Genomic DNA, 15,178 nt, shown 5'->3' with positions numbered 1-15,178 from the left:
AAGGTATCAAAGGAATAAAAAAGACTGTAGAGAAAAAAATCTACAGTCTTTTTTTATTTAAGCTAATTTTAAACTTTTTATTGATTTATTTGTCAGATAATAACTTACAATTAGACAGCAAACTTCAGAGAGAGGAATAGCCAGCCAGATTCCCTTATCACCGAAAAAACGAGGAAGTGTAAATAAAAATACCGATACAAATATAAGAGAACGTAAAAGAGCTATCAATGCTGATTCAAATGGTTTTTCAATGGCTGTATGAAATGCAGAAGCAATTACATTTATAAATGAAATGAAGTAAGCTAAGATAAAATAACTGGTGGCTGTTAATGCTAACTTAGTTAACTCAATATTTCCTTTAGTAAATAAATTTATAAGTGACACACTGTTGAATTTCATTATAAAAAAAGCAGAAATACCCACAAAAGCTCCAGTAAAAAGTGAAATTTTTAAAATTTCTTTTATTTTATCAGGCCTGTTTGCACCTAAATTATAAGAAACAATGGGCTGAAGAGCCAGAGATAGTCCGTATAATGTGATGTTTACGAGATTATTTACATAAAATACAATAGTGAGAGCAGAAACACCCAGTTCACCAATATATTCCATTATAATTCTATTGAATAAAAATGCTGCTATTGCAGTGGATATAACTGATAACATCTCAGAACTCCCATTATAGAGTGCTGTTTTTAATAGTGTTAAATCTCCTTTAGGTTTGCAGAGTTGGATTTTGGATCTGCCTTTGGAAAATAAGCCAAATAATGCCATTGTTCCAAATAAGTTAGCTAAAATAGTTGCCCATCCGGCCCCTTCTATTCCCCATCCAAATTTTACAATAAAGATGTAATCCAATATGATATTAGAAAGACAGCAAGTAAATCCACTTAAAAAGATAGCATTTGGTTTTCCACCGATCCTTGCGAAAGTTTCTGTAAATATTGGTCCGGTAAAAAATACCGTAAACAAAAGAAGAGGAAATAAATAACCTTTGACTAAATTAAAAAGGGTAGCTCCACCAAGAAAAATTACTATTTTATCTATAAAAATTAAACTAAATAAAGATAAACCAATAATAATAACAAGAAAAGATATAAAGATAAAACTAGTGATCTCATTGGCTTTTTTAGTATTGCCTTTTCCCATCTGAATATTTACTACAACTGATCCACCTATAGCAATCATCATGGCTATACTGGTTAGTGTGTTTACATAGGGCATAGCTAAGTTTATAGCTGCAAGCCCCTTTGGTCCTACAAAATTTCCTACAAACATCCCATCAATCATAGTCTGCATAGAAACTATTAAAAGACCGAGGATACTTGGGATAGCAAATTTAAAAAATGTTTTTGTTGTTGATTCGTTTTTCATAAAATTTCCTCCTTAATATATTCACAGTATAAACTATATAGTTAACTATATAGTCAAGAGAAGAATAAAAATAAACAATCCAAATTTTTCCAAATAAAATATTGAAACTATAAAAATATTACTTAAATATGTGTTGATAATAGATTTTTAAAAAGAAGATCTGTGACTTAGGAATAAGAAAAATACTTTCTGGCCAGTTTGAACAGAACTATATAGATCATAATTAAATTTTGATTTACTTTAAATAAGGGGTTACAATAGAATGGAAATAAAATTCATTAAGGGCTAGGGAGGAAAAAATGTTTGATGAAAACCTTAAAATAATCATGTGGGAACTCTATGAGATAATATATACATATGACAAAATAAGTACGATGGGAATTATATCCTATGAAAAAGACAGTGATAGAGTTCTTTTTGAATATTTTATAAAAGATAATTGTTGGGTTGAAAAGATGAATGGCAATAAAAATTTAATAAAGAAGTGTATTGAGAAAAAAGAAGAAATAATTATAAATGATTATATTGATAACAATATAGTTTTAGAGGGGGATAAAGTACAGTCTGTATATTATTGTCCTATATCTTTAGATGAGGAAGTTGCAGGAATATTTTTTTTAGAGAGCAGGAAAAAAGGTGTATTTGCAGATGAAATTTTAAAAAAAGTAGCGATTCTAAAGAAGATGACAGGGGTACTTTTTTACAAAGAGAAGGAAAAAGAGCTGTTAAGGGAGAGCAATGAAAGGGTAAAAAAATTACTAAAACAGCGTTCTATAGTGAAAGAAGCTAGTAAGGCAGTAGTTTCGACATCCTCTGTGCAGAAGATGTCCCAGAGGATTTATACTATAATGAGGGGAAATTATGGGGAGTGTGCCATAGGGATATTTATAAATGATCCAAAAAATAAAAAACTAAAAGATGGGTTTTGTTATGAATTTGGTGAAAAGTTAGAATTTTGTGATATACCTTACTCTAAAAAAAATAGCTTTATGATAGAATCAATTTACACAAAAAATGAAGTGATAAAAGAAGATATAATAGACAGGGATACCAGTCTTCTGGTAGGGGAAGTCCCTAAATGTGTCTACTGTGCTCCCCTTCTGATGGAGGAAGAGGTAATAGGAGGTTTTACATATCAGATATATGAGAGAATTATCTTTGAGAAAGAGGAACTTGATATATGTCGGGAATTGATTTCTTTTATGACCATTGCATTGAACAATACCCTAAAACATGAAAAGTTGAAGGAAACCAATAACCTGTTAAAAGAATATTCCGAAATGGACCATCTTACTGGTATTTGTAATAGAAGACATTTTTATGAAACCTTTGAAAAAAAGATAGAGAGGGCTAGAACAGATAATAAAAAAATATTCATATTTTTATTTGACCTGGATAATTTCAAAGGGATCAATGATAATTTTGGACATATCCAAGGAGATGCTGCACTTCAAAAAGTGGCTGAAATATTGAAGGAGGAGCTTAAGATGGGTTATATAGCCCGTTATGGAGGTGACGAATTTATTGGAGGAATGCAGGATTGTAATAAAGGTGATTCTAGGATAGCGGTTGAAAATATACAAAAAAGAGTAGAAAAACTAGGAATACCTACAAATAGAGCGGGAATTCCATTGACTATAAGTATAGGAGTTTTAGAGTTTATACCTAAAAATTCAATTGAATCTTATTTCGTAATGGTAGATGAAGCACTTTATTTGGCTAAAAAAACTGGAAAAAATAAGATGATCTTTAAAGAATATAAAAATTAGGTAAATAAAAAAATGAGCGGGAAACCACTCATTTTTTCTATCTTTTAAATATAATTTAATTTTGATCTTTAGAATTGAAAAAAGTAAAGAGATTAGCAAAAACATAGTATAGTCCCAATGGGAATAATGAATATTCTGCCGTACCTAAGATAGCTATTGCTACGAATAAGAGCATCTTTTTAGGTATAAAACTAAATACTTTTTGTGGAATCTTAAATGGAATTGTACTTACCATAAGAACTGCTGAACCTAAGGCAACTATAGCTAATATTTTTGGATCTACTCCTAATCCAGTAACTTCAGCAAATAAGAAATAAGATACTACTAAATTTGCACCGTTTGGAATAGGCATTCCACTAAAGTCGTCTTTACTGTCACTGGCAGTAGTGACTACATTAAATTTAACTAATCTAACTACTCCTGCAAGGGCATATATAAATGCAAGTGGTGTAATAAGTTCCTTGGGGAAATTATTTGCTGTATTTGATAAGACTGAAAAAATTAAGATACCAGGTGCAAGTCCAAAGGATACAGAGTCACAAAATGAATCAAATTCTTTACCAAATTCACTGAAGGCATTTAATTTTCTAGCTGTAAGACCATCTAAAGCATCGAAAACCATAGCTAACAAAATCAACCATGCAGCTAGCTGGTAATTTTCTTTGATGGACATGGTAATACTCAAGAAACCTAGAAACATATTAGTGGCTGTGATGGCGTTGGGCAGAATGTATTTTCTTTCAATTTTGTTCATAAAATCTCCTTTTCTATCTGTAATAATATAATATAAAATTTAATAACAATTGATTTTACCATACAAATAATATAAAATCAATTATACTAAAAAATACTTAAATGAAAACTACTGTTTTTTTTACAAAGAATTAATAGATTTATAATATTTAAATTTTGGATTTTTTTCTAAATTTTATAGTTTATTAGTTGATAATTTAAAGTGAGCATATGGAGGGAAAGATGGATAAGAAAAAATTTAAAAATTACTTTATAGATGAAGATGAAGGAATTATATCTAGTATCTACGATAAGATAGAACTCTCTAAAAAAATAGATGGAATCGTATATACAGATATATTTTTGCCACCTCAAATCTGGTCAAAATTAATTGAGATAGAGGCTGAATTAGGTGTGCTGGTAGAAGTGAAGGGTCTTTCTATGGAGAGTAAAAAGAAGATGACAGCCTTTAAAAGTTATTATTCTGAGGACAGAATAGATTTCCCTTCTAAATTGATAGTTGTAAAAACCAATTCTAAATTTGAAAACTTAGAACACAGACATTATCTGGCCGGGATCCTATCTACAGGTATAAAGAGGGAAAAATTAGGAGATCTGATAGTGGAAGATAAAACTTGTTATACGATTGTTTTTGATGGGTTATTTGAATTTTTAAAACTTAACCTTTTGAGTATTGGGAGATCCAAGGTGGAGATAGAAGAGATAGGAGACAAGGAGATTCCTCAGTATAAATTTGAAGTGAAAGAATATCTGATAAACTCCTACAGACTGGACGTAATTGTTTCGGCACTTATAAGTGGTTCTAGAAATGAAGCCCTAAAGATGATAAACTCCTCCCAGGTTATGGTAAACTATAGATTGAAAACAAATAAATCATTGACTGTTAAAGAGGGAGATGTTATTTCTATCAGAAGATATGGGAAACACATATTTACAGGGAGTGAAGGGGAAACAAAAAAAGGGAAAATTAAAGGAAAATTTAAAAAATATATTTAGAATAATAAAAAGTTAATAGTACAGAAAAAAGAACAAGGGGTAATTCATAAATTACTTGTATAGTTGCTTTGCCGTTGGCAAGAGGAGGAAGAATGAAAAGAATAAAAAAAATATTAGGGATAATAGTAGGAACTATAGTTTTAGTGGTATTAGGAGCCTATCTTTTTAGAAACACTCTCATAGAGTATTTTGGTGAGAAAATAGGGAGTCAAAAATACGGAGCTAAAATAGATATAGATGATGTAGATTTAGATTTATTTGGTGGTAATCTAAAAATTGGCAGAGTTCAAATTACCGATAAAAATAATACTATGAGAAATATAGGAGATATTCAAAAGGTTAATTTGGAGATAGAATATAAACCTCTCCTAAAAAAACTTATAATAATAGATGATGCAACTCTAGGGCTGGTTGAGATATTTACTCCCAGAACAGTTGACGGGGCTCTTATAAAAAAAGAATTGTCTTCTTCGACGGACCTTCCTAATACTGGTGGGACTAAAGAAAAAAAGAAAGGAAAATTAGATCTAGGTAGTTTAGACATAGATCTAAGCGGGGACAATTACAAGAAAATTTTAGATGATTTAAATATTAAAATAGTAAAGGAATATGAGGATGAGAAGGGAAAAGTAGAAAAGATTTACACTCATTGGGATAAAAAATTAAACGAAGAAACTTATAAAGCCAAATTAAAAAATATAGAGGCTAAATACAAGGTAGTGGAAGAAAGGATAAAAGATGAGAAAGATCCATTGAAACTGTTGAATGAACTGGATAAGTTAAACGATTTGATCGATGAGATAGATGAATTGGTAAAGGAAGCGGAAAATGATAAAAAGCAATTTGATAAAGATATAAAAGTTATTAAAGGTATACAGGATAAAGCTTTCGAATATATTAATAGCGAAGATCCTTTTAAGGACATAGTAGGATGGGATGAAAAACAGCTAAAATCAGAGATTAATCTTATTTTAAATAATTATCTAGAAGAATACATAGGGAAAAATATAGATTTTTTTAATGAGCTTAATAAGGAAGAGGAGGCTCCTAAGGGAGATAGCTATGACCTTTGGTTGAAAAATGCCAGTTTAACATTTAAACATCTAAACTATACTTTAAAAGGGAAAGTAAAAGATATAACTTCCAAGGCGGGAATTACTCCAAATCCCATTAAGTTTAATTTAGATGCAGATGATAAGACTATTAAAGGTGATATTCGTGGAGAGTTGAACAGGGAACCACAGACAGCACAGGTTAAATTAAATCTATCTGGATTAACAATAGATGATAAAATGATAGGTGGAAATAAAAATTTAATTATAATAGTTGGAAGTAAGATGGATTTAAGTTATAATATGAGTTACGAAAATAAAATACTAGACCTAGATGGCAGGGTGATTTTAGATAATTTAAAAATTAATCCTGATGAGTTGGAGATGGATCCGAAGATCAAAGAGGTACTAGGTGAAGGTTTACAAGGAATAGACCAACTTATTATCAACTATACCTATGATGGAGCAAAAGAACAATTAGACTTTGACACAAATATAGGGACTATTTTATCTGGCTTGATAAAGGAAGTTTTAGATGAGAATATAAAAAAATATAAGACAGAAGCAAAACTCATGATAGATAAGGAGATAAAAAAATATACAAAAGAATTGAATATAGAGGTAGAAAAGGTAGAAGGATTAAGAAAAATAATGGGTGAAAGTTCAAAGGAATTAAAGAGTTTAGAAAAAGAAACAAAATCAAATAAGGATTCTAAAAGTACAAGAAATCTAATCGATGGATTAGGAGACGGCCTTAAAAATCTTTTTAACTAAAAAGAAGGTGAAATTATGCAAAAAGAAAAAGAAATACAGCAATTGGTGGACAGCCTAGAGGGATATCTACATCAAAAAGTCAAGGCAGACTTACATTATTCAGATTTATCTAAAATTTTTAAGCGTATGAGAAGGCTGGATGAAGAGAGGTTCTCCGAGTATATCAAGAGGATGCCGACACATATCTTAGGGGATGTATTAGAAACATTTAACGAAAGGATGTTAAAGGAAAGTTTGCAAATTTTAAGTCTGAAAAAAATGATTGGAACAATTAAAAAGATGGATTCAGATGACGCAACAGACCTTATGCAGGATATAGAAGAACTGGATGAAGAATTGGCAGAGAGTATTCTAGCTGGATTAGACAATAAGGAACAGGAGGAGATTCAAAGGCTTAAAGGCTATGAGGAAGATGAAGCTGGAGCCTATATGCAAACTGAGTTTTTTGCAGCTAATCACAATGAAACAGTTAGGGAAACTATTGAAAATTTAAGGAAGTTAAAGTACAGTGAGGAACTAGAGAATGTAAGTAGTGTCTTTATTTTAGGAGATTATAACAATCTGGTAGCTACAGTACAATTAGAAGATATGCTGTTATTTGACTTTGATAAAAGTTTTAAAGAGATAATAAGTAAGCGTCCTGAAAAATATAAACCGAGATACGTAAATGATAAGGAAGATATCGAGAAGGTAGTAATGGATTTTAAGGAGTATGATCTGCAGGTTGTCCCTGTAATAGATAATGATAATTATCTAGTGGGTAGGATAACTGCTGATGATATCTACGATCTATTACAAGAGATGGCAACAGAACAGATCTATAATCTTGCCGGAGTAGATGATGATGCAGAAGGGGAAAAAAAGGCTATAGATATCTCTAGAAAAAGAGGGAAATGGCAGTTTTTAAATATGTGTACAGCTTTCTTTTCAGCTTCTGTTATTGCCAGATACCAAACTAGTATAGAAGCACTCCCAGCTCTAGCTGTTTTGATGCCTATAGTTGCTAGTATGGGAGGAAACACAGGTAATCAGGCTCTAACAGTAATGGTGAGACAGCTGGCTATGGGTGATGTAGATGATACAAACTGGGATCAGAGTTTCTTCAGAGAGATAATTGTAGCTATTCTAAACGGCCTGATATTTGCAACTCTTGTGGGCCTTGGATCGTATATGTGGTTTAAAAATACTAAAATTTCCCTGGTTATGTCCTTTGCTATATTTATGAACTTTACAATAGCGGGACTTTGTGGGACTTTGATACCATTACTATTAAAGAAATTGAAAACAGATCCGGCAGTTGGAAGTTCGATACTTTTAACGATGATTACAGATGCTTTAGGATTCCTAATCTTCCTTGGATTAGCTAATCTTTTCATTTTTTAGATGAAAAAGTTGAATCAAGGGGAGGACTCTAATAGTTCTTAAAAAGTTATAGATCCAGCAGTTGGAAGTTAGTTATCCTGATAGATTCTCTTATATTCTTAGGGTTAATAGAGATGTTTATACAAAACTAGGTTTTTATAATCTTACTTTTTTATGTTATAATGTGTATATTCGTTTATTAAAGATTTACATAACATTAAAAAGAAGGTGCTATTTTGAACAGAAAAGGACAAAATTTAAATGTATTTTTTAGAAAACTTTTAAAAGATTTTAGAGAACAAACAAACCTAACTCAAAGAGAAGTCGCTAATTTAATTGGTACGGGGCAAGCTAGTATTTGTAATTTTGAAAATGGAAAGAAAGGAATAACTTTAGATCTTGCGACCAAACTTTTGAATCTCTTTGAAAAAAGATTATTCGTGGTAGACTCTAAAAAAAGAGAGAATTCTAAAAGACCTCTTAGAGTTTTTTATGTTGAAAGTATTAAAAATAAATTTTCTTTTGAGAATTTTGATGAATTTAGAAAATGGTTGTTCAAGGAATTTTTAAGTGAACTGATTATACTTCAAGTAGATTCTGGAAAAGTTTTTGATGTTATTAAATTTTATGAGAGGGATTCTAATGGCGACATTTTTAATGTTGAGGAACCGACCCTCACAGAGGAAGGAGAAGATTTAGTTGTTCTTTCTCTCACTAAAAAGAAATTAAAATAAAAATTATATATATGAAAATACCGCCTATTAAAAAATAGACGGTATTTTATTTTCAGAAAAATTTAATTTATTTTTGTTTGAATCTTCCAGTAAAGAACCTTAAACAAGGTGGTTCATAAACCCACTCTAACCCTTTAATAGTCTCTCTTTTATTATATAGGTCTATAATAGTATCTGCTACATAATCTAAATGAGCATATGTATAAACTCTTCTCGGAATAGTTAATCTGACAGTTTCTAATTTCGGTTTATGATTTTTTCCAGTTAGAGAATCTCTTCCTGCTGAAATTATTCCCCTTTCCATTGAACGAACACCTGATTCTACATAGATAGCTGCTGCCAATGCTTGAGCTGGGAAATCTTCTTGATCTAAGTGAGATAAAAATTGCCTGGCGTCTAAGAAGATGGCGTGTCCTCCATATGGTTTTACCATAGGAACTCCTCCTGATGCAAGTTTTTCCCCTAAATACCTGATTTGATTTACTCTATGACTGATATAATCATAGTTCATAGCCTCTTTTATTCCTATAGCCATAGCTTCCATATCTCTTCCTGCTAATCCACCATAACTTGGCATCCCTTCGAATTGGACTACCATGGCGGTTGCTTGGAGGTATAGATCATCGTCGTTTACACAGAGAAATCCACCGATATTTGTAATACAATCTTTTTTTCCACTCATTGTACATCCGTCTCCATATGAAAACATCTCATGCACGATATCTTTGATGGAAACATCAGCATACCCTTCCTCTAAATCTTTTATAAAATAGGCATTTTCAACACACCTAGTTGCATCATACATAACAAGTATTCCATTTTTATGAGCTAATTCAGAAACTTCTTTGATATTCTGCATAGAAACTGGTTGACCGCCAGCTAGGTTTACAGTAACAGCCAGGCAGATATATGGAATATTATTTGCCCCTACTTCATCTATAAGATCCTGGAATTTCTTTAGATCTACATTTCCCTTAAAGAGCACATCTTCTCTATCAGGGTCATGTGCAGCATCACAAATTACATCTCTAAATTTTGCTCCATTTCTTTCCTGATGAAATCTAGTCGTCGTAAAATACATGTTCCCAGGAACCCAGTCACCATCTTTAATAGTCAGAGATGAGAGAATATTTTCCGCTCCCCTTCCCTGGTGGGTAGGAATTATATGTTTAAAACCAAAATATTCCCTTACTGTATCTTGAAGATGATAGAAGTTCTTACTGCCGGCATAAGCTTCATCCCCTACCATAAGACCTGCCCATTGCTTATCACTCATGGCGTTGGTTCCTGAATCCGTCAATAGATCCACATAACATTCATTAGATTTTAATAAAAAAGTATTGAATCCAGCTTCTTCAATAGCTTTTTTTCTCTCTTGTTCATTTGGCAGGGTCATAGTTTCCACAGATTTGATCTTAAATGGTTCTGGCATAAATCTTTTTTTCATAAAAAACCTCCTAAATATATTTTTAAAAACTTTATAACTTGATATTAAAAACGATATTTTTAAGATGATTTAATTCTTATTTATGTATTCCTGTCCTTTAATATTACCTTATTTTTTTTATTTGTCAATAGTTTATGATCTTTAATAGATAACAAAATAATGCTTTTTTTATTTAGAGTCGAATGTCTCCCTTATTGTAAAAAAAACAACTAAAAAAATGAGAATTTATTTTTAAAGAAAATTCTCATTTTTTAATGTGATTTATTAAATTTTATTTTTAAGGTTTGCACTTTTATCTACATCATCTCCTAATAATTAAAATTTTTGTAGGGTTAAATCGTTAAAAAATATCTCTTTGCATGAAATATTTTTTTAATAGATTAAAGAAATTTGAATTTGTTTTTTTCATTTTTATTACCTCCGAAAATAATTTTTTATTACTCTGTTTTACAAAATTATTATACCATAACATCACTTAAATGTATCTCTAAAATAGGACGATTTTTCATATAAGTTTTAAATAAAAAAACAAAGTATGATATATTCAATTCATGATTTAAGGGATAGAAAAATAGGATAAGGGAGGAGTATCTAATGTTAGAAAAAAATTAAATAAGATATTAAAAAAATATAGATAAAATAGAATAATCTTACTGTATAACAATTATCCAATGAAAATATAACGGTAATGTATAAAAAAATAACAACTTTGTTGGAAATAGGGTGGATTAGGGAAATTAATTTGCATTAATATAAAAACCATGATATACTCATTTTGTCGTACTAACTGGGGAGCTAGCGGTGCCTTGTAATCTACAATCCGCTTTAGTAGAGGTGAAGTCGACCTGAGGATCAATCTGTCATAGCAGGTCCTTTTAGAAGATGTTGAGAGTAAAGTCCTATACGGCGAAATGCCAGTGAACCGTGTCAGATCTGGAAGGAAGCAGCACTAAGTTGGTTATTTTGGGTGTTATAGGGTAGCTTTATTTGAGTTTTCTAATTGGGTGCCGTGTGGTTGGAATGTTTTCGAAGGTCGATGTACGGCCTTTTTTTTTACCCAAAAATATAAAGATTTTATTTACGTGAGATAAAATTGTTGTTTTTAATATAAAAACGCCATAGTTTTTCTTTGTACTCTTTTGCATATTCTATTCCAATTCTTCTGCACTCGACTATGAATTTTGGTTTATAGCCATCATCTTCTATCCATAAATTTTCCTGAGTCGTCAAGTCGCAGGCATTGTCGTTTATACTTATATTAAATGCCTGGCATAATTTCCTCGGTCCGTTTAAAAGTTCACGATTTGTTTTGGGATTTCTGTTTTCATACATGAATTCTATACCATCTAATGGTTCTAAAGCTCTGATTAAAACAGCATGTGGAATACCTTTATGGTTTGCAACGACATTAAAACAGGTATAGATGCCGTGGTAAACATAGGAATGTCCACCTTTCATAAACATGGCTTTTGTTCGTTTCGTTAATCTGTTGTTATATGCATGGGAGGCTCTGTCTTTAGGAGCAAGATATGTTTCTGTTTCTACAATTCTTCCCCTCATGATATTTTTTTCTGTCTTTTTGACGAGGATCTTTCCCAAAAGTTCCCTTGCCACTGAATGTCCATCCCAGATATAAAAATTTTTATTTAAAACCATAACTTTTTTCAATTTATTCACTCCTTTTTATTTTTACTTACTGCATAAAATCTTCTTTCCTTCTCCTGTGTTTTTTCTTTAATCTGTTTTGGTTATTTAAATAAAAGGATTTTTATTGTTATTTTGAAATATCTATTAGTAGATGTTGATTTTAGTATAGATCTTAAATTAAATAATAATCTTAAAGGAGGTTAGAATGATGCAAAGAGAAAAAAATAAAAATCCAGAGAATTCAAAAATATATCTTATAGGGAGTGGGATAGCATCGTTAGCAAGTGCAGTTTATTTAATAAAAGATGCTGAGGTACCCGGACAAAACATCCATATATTGGAGCAGAATAATATTTTAGGAGGTGCCCTTGATGGTATAGGAGATCCAGAAAAAGGATTTATTATTCGTGGCGGGAGGATGCATGAGGAGCATTTTGAATGTTATTGGGATCTTTTATCTAATATACCATCCTATGAAGACCCAAATATTTCTGTTAAAGATGAATCTTTTGAATTTAGTTCTAAATTTGTTTCAAATGCAAAAGCTCGCTTGCTTAAAAATGGAGAAAAAATGGATCTCACATCTTTCGGACTTTCATTAAAAGAAAAAATGGCTCTATTAAAGTTGACACTTACACCTGAAAAATTAATAGACAATAAACGAATTGAAGACTGGTTTGAAGATGAATTTTTTGAAACCAATTACTGGAAACTATGGACAACGATGTTTGCATTTCAAAAATGGAGTAGTTTAGCAGAGATGAGGCGTTACATGAGGCGTTTTATACATCTGGTGGATGGGCTGCCTAGACTTGGAGGCATTATGCGTACTAAATATAATCAATACCAATCGGATGTTATACCTCTTAAACGATATCTCCAAGAAAGAGGAGTTCAGTTTGAAATGGAAAAACAGGTCGTAGATATCGACTTTAATTTTTCTGCTGACGGAAAAAAAGCTCAGGTTTTACATGTTTTTGATAAAAATAGAAAAAAAGATGAGATTATCTTGAGGGAAAATGATTATGTATTTATAACCAATGGTTCTATCACAGAAAGCACAGACAATGGTTCTTGGACAAAACCTCCAGTTTTAAAAAATAAATCAACTTCAGGGTCGTGGATGCTTTGGGAAAAGATAGCAAAAAAAGACAAAGAATTTGGTAACCCGGGAGTTTTCAGTGATAATATCGATTTACAGAAATGGTATTCATTTACTGCCACACTGAAAGATAAAACATTTCACGATTATATGGAAAATTTTTCTGGTAACATAGACGGAACTGGCGGTTTGGTAACTATGACAGATTCTAACTGGCTGATGTCAATTGTAATTTCCCGTCAGCCGCATTTTTCCAATCAACCAGAAGGCATAAAGATTTTCTGGGGGTATGGTTTATATCCTGACAAAGTGGGCAATTATATAAAGAAAAAAATGTCTGAGTGTAACGGTGAGGAGATCCTTGAAGAATTATGGTATCATCTTAAAATTCAAGACTTAATGAAACCTATTGTAAATTCAGGATTAGTTAATTGTATTCCAGTAGCTATGCCGTTTATCGACAGTTTATTCATGCCCCGTGCAAGAGGGGATCGCCCTGAGGTGTTGCCGGAAGGAGCAATAAACTTTGCTTTTTTAGGACAGTTTGCGGAACTTCCAAAAGATTGTGTATTTACAGTTGAATACTCTGTCCGGTGTGCTCAAACCGCAGTTTACGGGCTCTTTGAAACTGGAAAAGAAGTATTACCTGTTTATGATTCAATTAATAAGCCACAGGTACTGATAAAAGCCATGAAAGCAATAAGCAGGTAGGAAAATTATAGAAAGTGATTTAAACTAACTCAGTTTTTAGATATTAAAATAAAAAGTCAATGGGAATCCATTGGCTTTTTAATATAAATTGGAGTAAATTTAAAATTTGTATTATAATACATTAACTAAAAACAACTCTATATGGAGGAGGGAAAATGTATAGAATATTAAAAGGAAAAACGTTAGAAAAATTTACAGAAAAATTGAAAGAATTGAATCCTGATATTATAATGAATTCAAACGATAGAGTATTTATAATTTTGTTTGAAGAAGAGATTATAGGGTATGCTGTGTTGGGGAAAGATAAAATTTTGAAGGATATATTTATAAAAGAGGAACGAAGATATAGTTCTTTTGGAACCAGGTTAATAGAATTTATTAAAAATTATCTCTCTGCTAAGGGAGTAGATGAGGTATATTTAGACAGATATTTAGAAAATGCCATATTTTTTAAAAAGGTGGGCTTCAAAGAGTGGTCTGGGAGCCTTTATAAGGTAGATGGTCTTACGGCCAGGGAAAAAAGAAAAAGGGATGGGGTAAGAAGTACTGTTTTATCTATTGGGATCAATATATTTTTAGCAGGTATAAAAATCTTTTTTGGAATGCTAGGGAAAAGTAAGGCGTTAGTAGCCGATGGATTCCATTCAGTTTCAGATATAGTAGGATCTGTGGTAGTTTTAGTAGGAATATATCTAGGAAATAAGCCGGCAGATGAGGAACATCCCTATGGGCATGGCAAACTAGAGAGTATAGCGGGAAATATAATTGGAGTAATACTTGTGATTACTGCATATAGTTTGATTGTAGAGAATGTGCTGGATTATTTTAGAGAGACAGAACGTTTGATTCCAGAAAATATTACCTTGGTTATTGTTCTTATTTCTATAGCTGTTAAGTATGTGTTGTATAGATATAAATATAATATAGGGATAAGGATAAAAAATGATGCTGTTTTAGCTGATGCTAGGGAACATAAGAGTGATGTATTGTCTTCTGTAGGAGTTTTAGTAGGAATATTGCTGTCGATCTATGTAAATCCAATATTTGACCTTCTGCTGAGTGTTGTGGTAGGTTTGATCATTGGAAAGGAAGGGCTGCATATAATTTTTCAGACTTCTAATAATTTAATGGATATACAGGATAGAAAATTAATAGAAGAGGTAGACAATTATGTCAGCTCATTTGGATATATAGAAAATGCTCATGATATAAGGATGAAAACATCGGGGAATATGGTATATCTTTCATTGCATATTAGATTAGACGGAAAGATGACCATCTATGAGGGGCATGAACTATCCGATGATATAAAGTACTCCATCTTAAATAAATTTGAAGACGTGGGAGATGTGACAATCCATATGGATTGTACCATATAATGTTTTGATTAAAATAAAGTAAATATAAGGTCTATTTCCCTATAAATTGAAATAGAAAAAGAGATATGATATACTTTAAAA

The 15,178-nt window shown here is 31.4% G+C and carries 11 protein-coding genes and 1 other RNA gene; 8 read left to right on the top strand and 4 right to left on the bottom strand.

Features of this window, described 5'->3' with window-relative positions; all coding sequences use genetic code 11:
- Positions 1-57 precede the first annotated feature (57 nt).
- Complete coding sequence (locus K337_RS0108645; RefSeq protein WP_028856247.1) at positions 58-1,371, bottom strand: MATE family efflux transporter; 1,314 nt, start codon at positions 1,369-1,371, stop codon at positions 58-60.
- 299 nt (positions 1,372-1,670) lie between these two features.
- Between K337_RS0108645 and K337_RS19180 the strand changes: the two genes are divergently transcribed.
- Positions 1,671-3,140, top strand: coding sequence for a sensor domain-containing diguanylate cyclase (locus K337_RS19180; protein WP_028856246.1), 1,470 nt, complete (start codon positions 1,671-1,673; stop codon positions 3,138-3,140).
- 55 nt (positions 3,141-3,195) lie between these two features.
- On the opposite strand, the gene pssA is transcribed toward K337_RS19180, so the two are convergent.
- A complete protein-coding gene (gene pssA / locus K337_RS18090) occupies positions 3,196-3,894 on the bottom strand; it encodes a CDP-diacylglycerol--serine O-phosphatidyltransferase (protein WP_037029279.1) in 699 nt (232 codons plus the stop codon).
- Between the two features lie 221 nt (positions 3,895-4,115).
- Here pssA and K337_RS0108630 point away from each other — a divergent pair, with 221 nt between their 5' ends.
- The 4 genes from K337_RS0108630 (at position 4,116) to K337_RS19175 (ending at position 8,811) form a co-directional block, all read left to right on the top strand.
- Positions 4,116-4,889, top strand: a complete 774-nt coding sequence (locus K337_RS0108630; RefSeq protein ID WP_037029278.1) for a YlmH/Sll1252 family protein — start codon at positions 4,116-4,118, stop codon at positions 4,887-4,889.
- Between the two features lie 92 nt (positions 4,890-4,981).
- Complete coding sequence (locus K337_RS0108625; protein ID WP_028856244.1) at positions 4,982-6,715, top strand: hypothetical protein; 1,734 nt, start codon at positions 4,982-4,984, stop codon at positions 6,713-6,715.
- A gap of 15 nt (positions 6,716-6,730) precedes the next feature.
- The gene (mgtE, locus tag K337_RS0108620) at positions 6,731-8,098 is read left to right on the top strand and encodes a magnesium transporter (protein WP_028856243.1); all 1,368 of its coding nucleotides are present in this window, start codon (positions 6,731-6,733) and stop codon (positions 8,096-8,098) included.
- A 215-nt stretch (positions 8,099-8,313) separates the two neighbouring features.
- Entirely contained in the window at positions 8,314-8,811 is a 498-nt protein-coding gene (locus K337_RS19175) for a helix-turn-helix transcriptional regulator (RefSeq protein WP_051251687.1), read from the top strand.
- A 67-nt stretch (positions 8,812-8,878) separates the two neighbouring features.
- Here K337_RS19175 and K337_RS0108610 read toward each other — a convergent pair whose 3' ends face one another.
- Positions 8,879-10,258: a tyrosine phenol-lyase gene (locus K337_RS0108610; RefSeq protein WP_028856242.1), complete on the bottom strand. Its 1,380-nt coding sequence runs from the start codon at positions 10,256-10,258 to the stop codon at positions 8,879-8,881.
- A gap of 778 nt (positions 10,259-11,036) precedes the next feature.
- On the opposite strand from K337_RS0108610, the gene ffs reads away from it, so the two are divergent.
- An RNA gene (ffs, locus tag K337_RS19565) (signal recognition particle sRNA large type) lies at positions 11,037-11,302 on the top strand.
- Positions 11,303-11,332: 30 nt separating this feature from the next.
- On the opposite strand, the gene K337_RS0108605 is transcribed toward ffs, so the two are convergent.
- Complete coding sequence (locus tag K337_RS0108605; protein ID WP_245584876.1) at positions 11,333-11,926, bottom strand: DNA-3-methyladenine glycosylase; 594 nt, start codon at positions 11,924-11,926, stop codon at positions 11,333-11,335.
- A 184-nt stretch (positions 11,927-12,110) separates the two neighbouring features.
- Between K337_RS0108605 and K337_RS0108600 the strand changes: the two genes are divergently transcribed.
- On the top strand, positions 12,111-13,718 hold the full coding sequence (locus K337_RS0108600) for an oleate hydratase (RefSeq protein WP_211226087.1): 1,608 nt from the start codon (positions 12,111-12,113) through the stop codon (positions 13,716-13,718).
- A 155-nt stretch (positions 13,719-13,873) separates the two neighbouring features.
- The gene (locus K337_RS0108595; protein WP_028856239.1) at positions 13,874-15,097 is read left to right on the top strand and encodes a GNAT family N-acetyltransferase; all 1,224 of its coding nucleotides are present in this window, start codon (positions 13,874-13,876) and stop codon (positions 15,095-15,097) included.
- The last annotated feature ends 81 nt before the right edge of the window (positions 15,098-15,178 follow it).

Source organism: Psychrilyobacter atlanticus DSM 19335 (assembly GCF_000426625.1).
In the GTDB taxonomy this organism is placed as follows: domain Bacteria; phylum Fusobacteriota; class Fusobacteriia; order Fusobacteriales; family Fusobacteriaceae; genus Psychrilyobacter; species Psychrilyobacter atlanticus.
This window is presented reverse-complemented; position numbering and strand designations above follow the sequence as displayed.

Bases quoted from the DNA above. Each gene is read 5' to 3' on its own strand.
- K337_RS0108645 (WP_028856247.1), bottom strand. From the start codon at position 1,371: ATGAAAAACGAATCAACAACAAAAACATTTTTTAAATTTGCTATCCCA.
- K337_RS19180 (WP_028856246.1), top strand. From the start codon at position 1,671: ATGTTTGATGAAAACCTTAAAATAATCATGTGGGAACTCTATGAGATA.
- pssA (WP_037029279.1), bottom strand. From the start codon at position 3,894: ATGAACAAAATTGAAAGAAAATACATTCTGCCCAACGCCATCACAGCC.
- K337_RS0108630 (WP_037029278.1), top strand. From the start codon at position 4,116: ATGGATAAGAAAAAATTTAAAAATTACTTTATAGATGAAGATGAAGGA.
- K337_RS0108625 (WP_028856244.1), top strand. From the start codon at position 4,982: ATGAAAAGAATAAAAAAAATATTAGGGATAATAGTAGGAACTATAGTT.
- mgtE (WP_028856243.1), top strand. From the start codon at position 6,731: ATGCAAAAAGAAAAAGAAATACAGCAATTGGTGGACAGCCTAGAGGGA.
- K337_RS0108610 (WP_028856242.1), bottom strand. From the start codon at position 10,258: ATGAAAAAAAGATTTATGCCAGAACCATTTAAGATCAAATCTGTGGAA.
- K337_RS0108600 (WP_211226087.1), top strand. From the start codon at position 12,111: ATGATGCAAAGAGAAAAAAATAAAAATCCAGAGAATTCAAAAATATAT.
- K337_RS0108595 (WP_028856239.1), top strand. From the start codon at position 13,874: ATGTATAGAATATTAAAAGGAAAAACGTTAGAAAAATTTACAGAAAAA.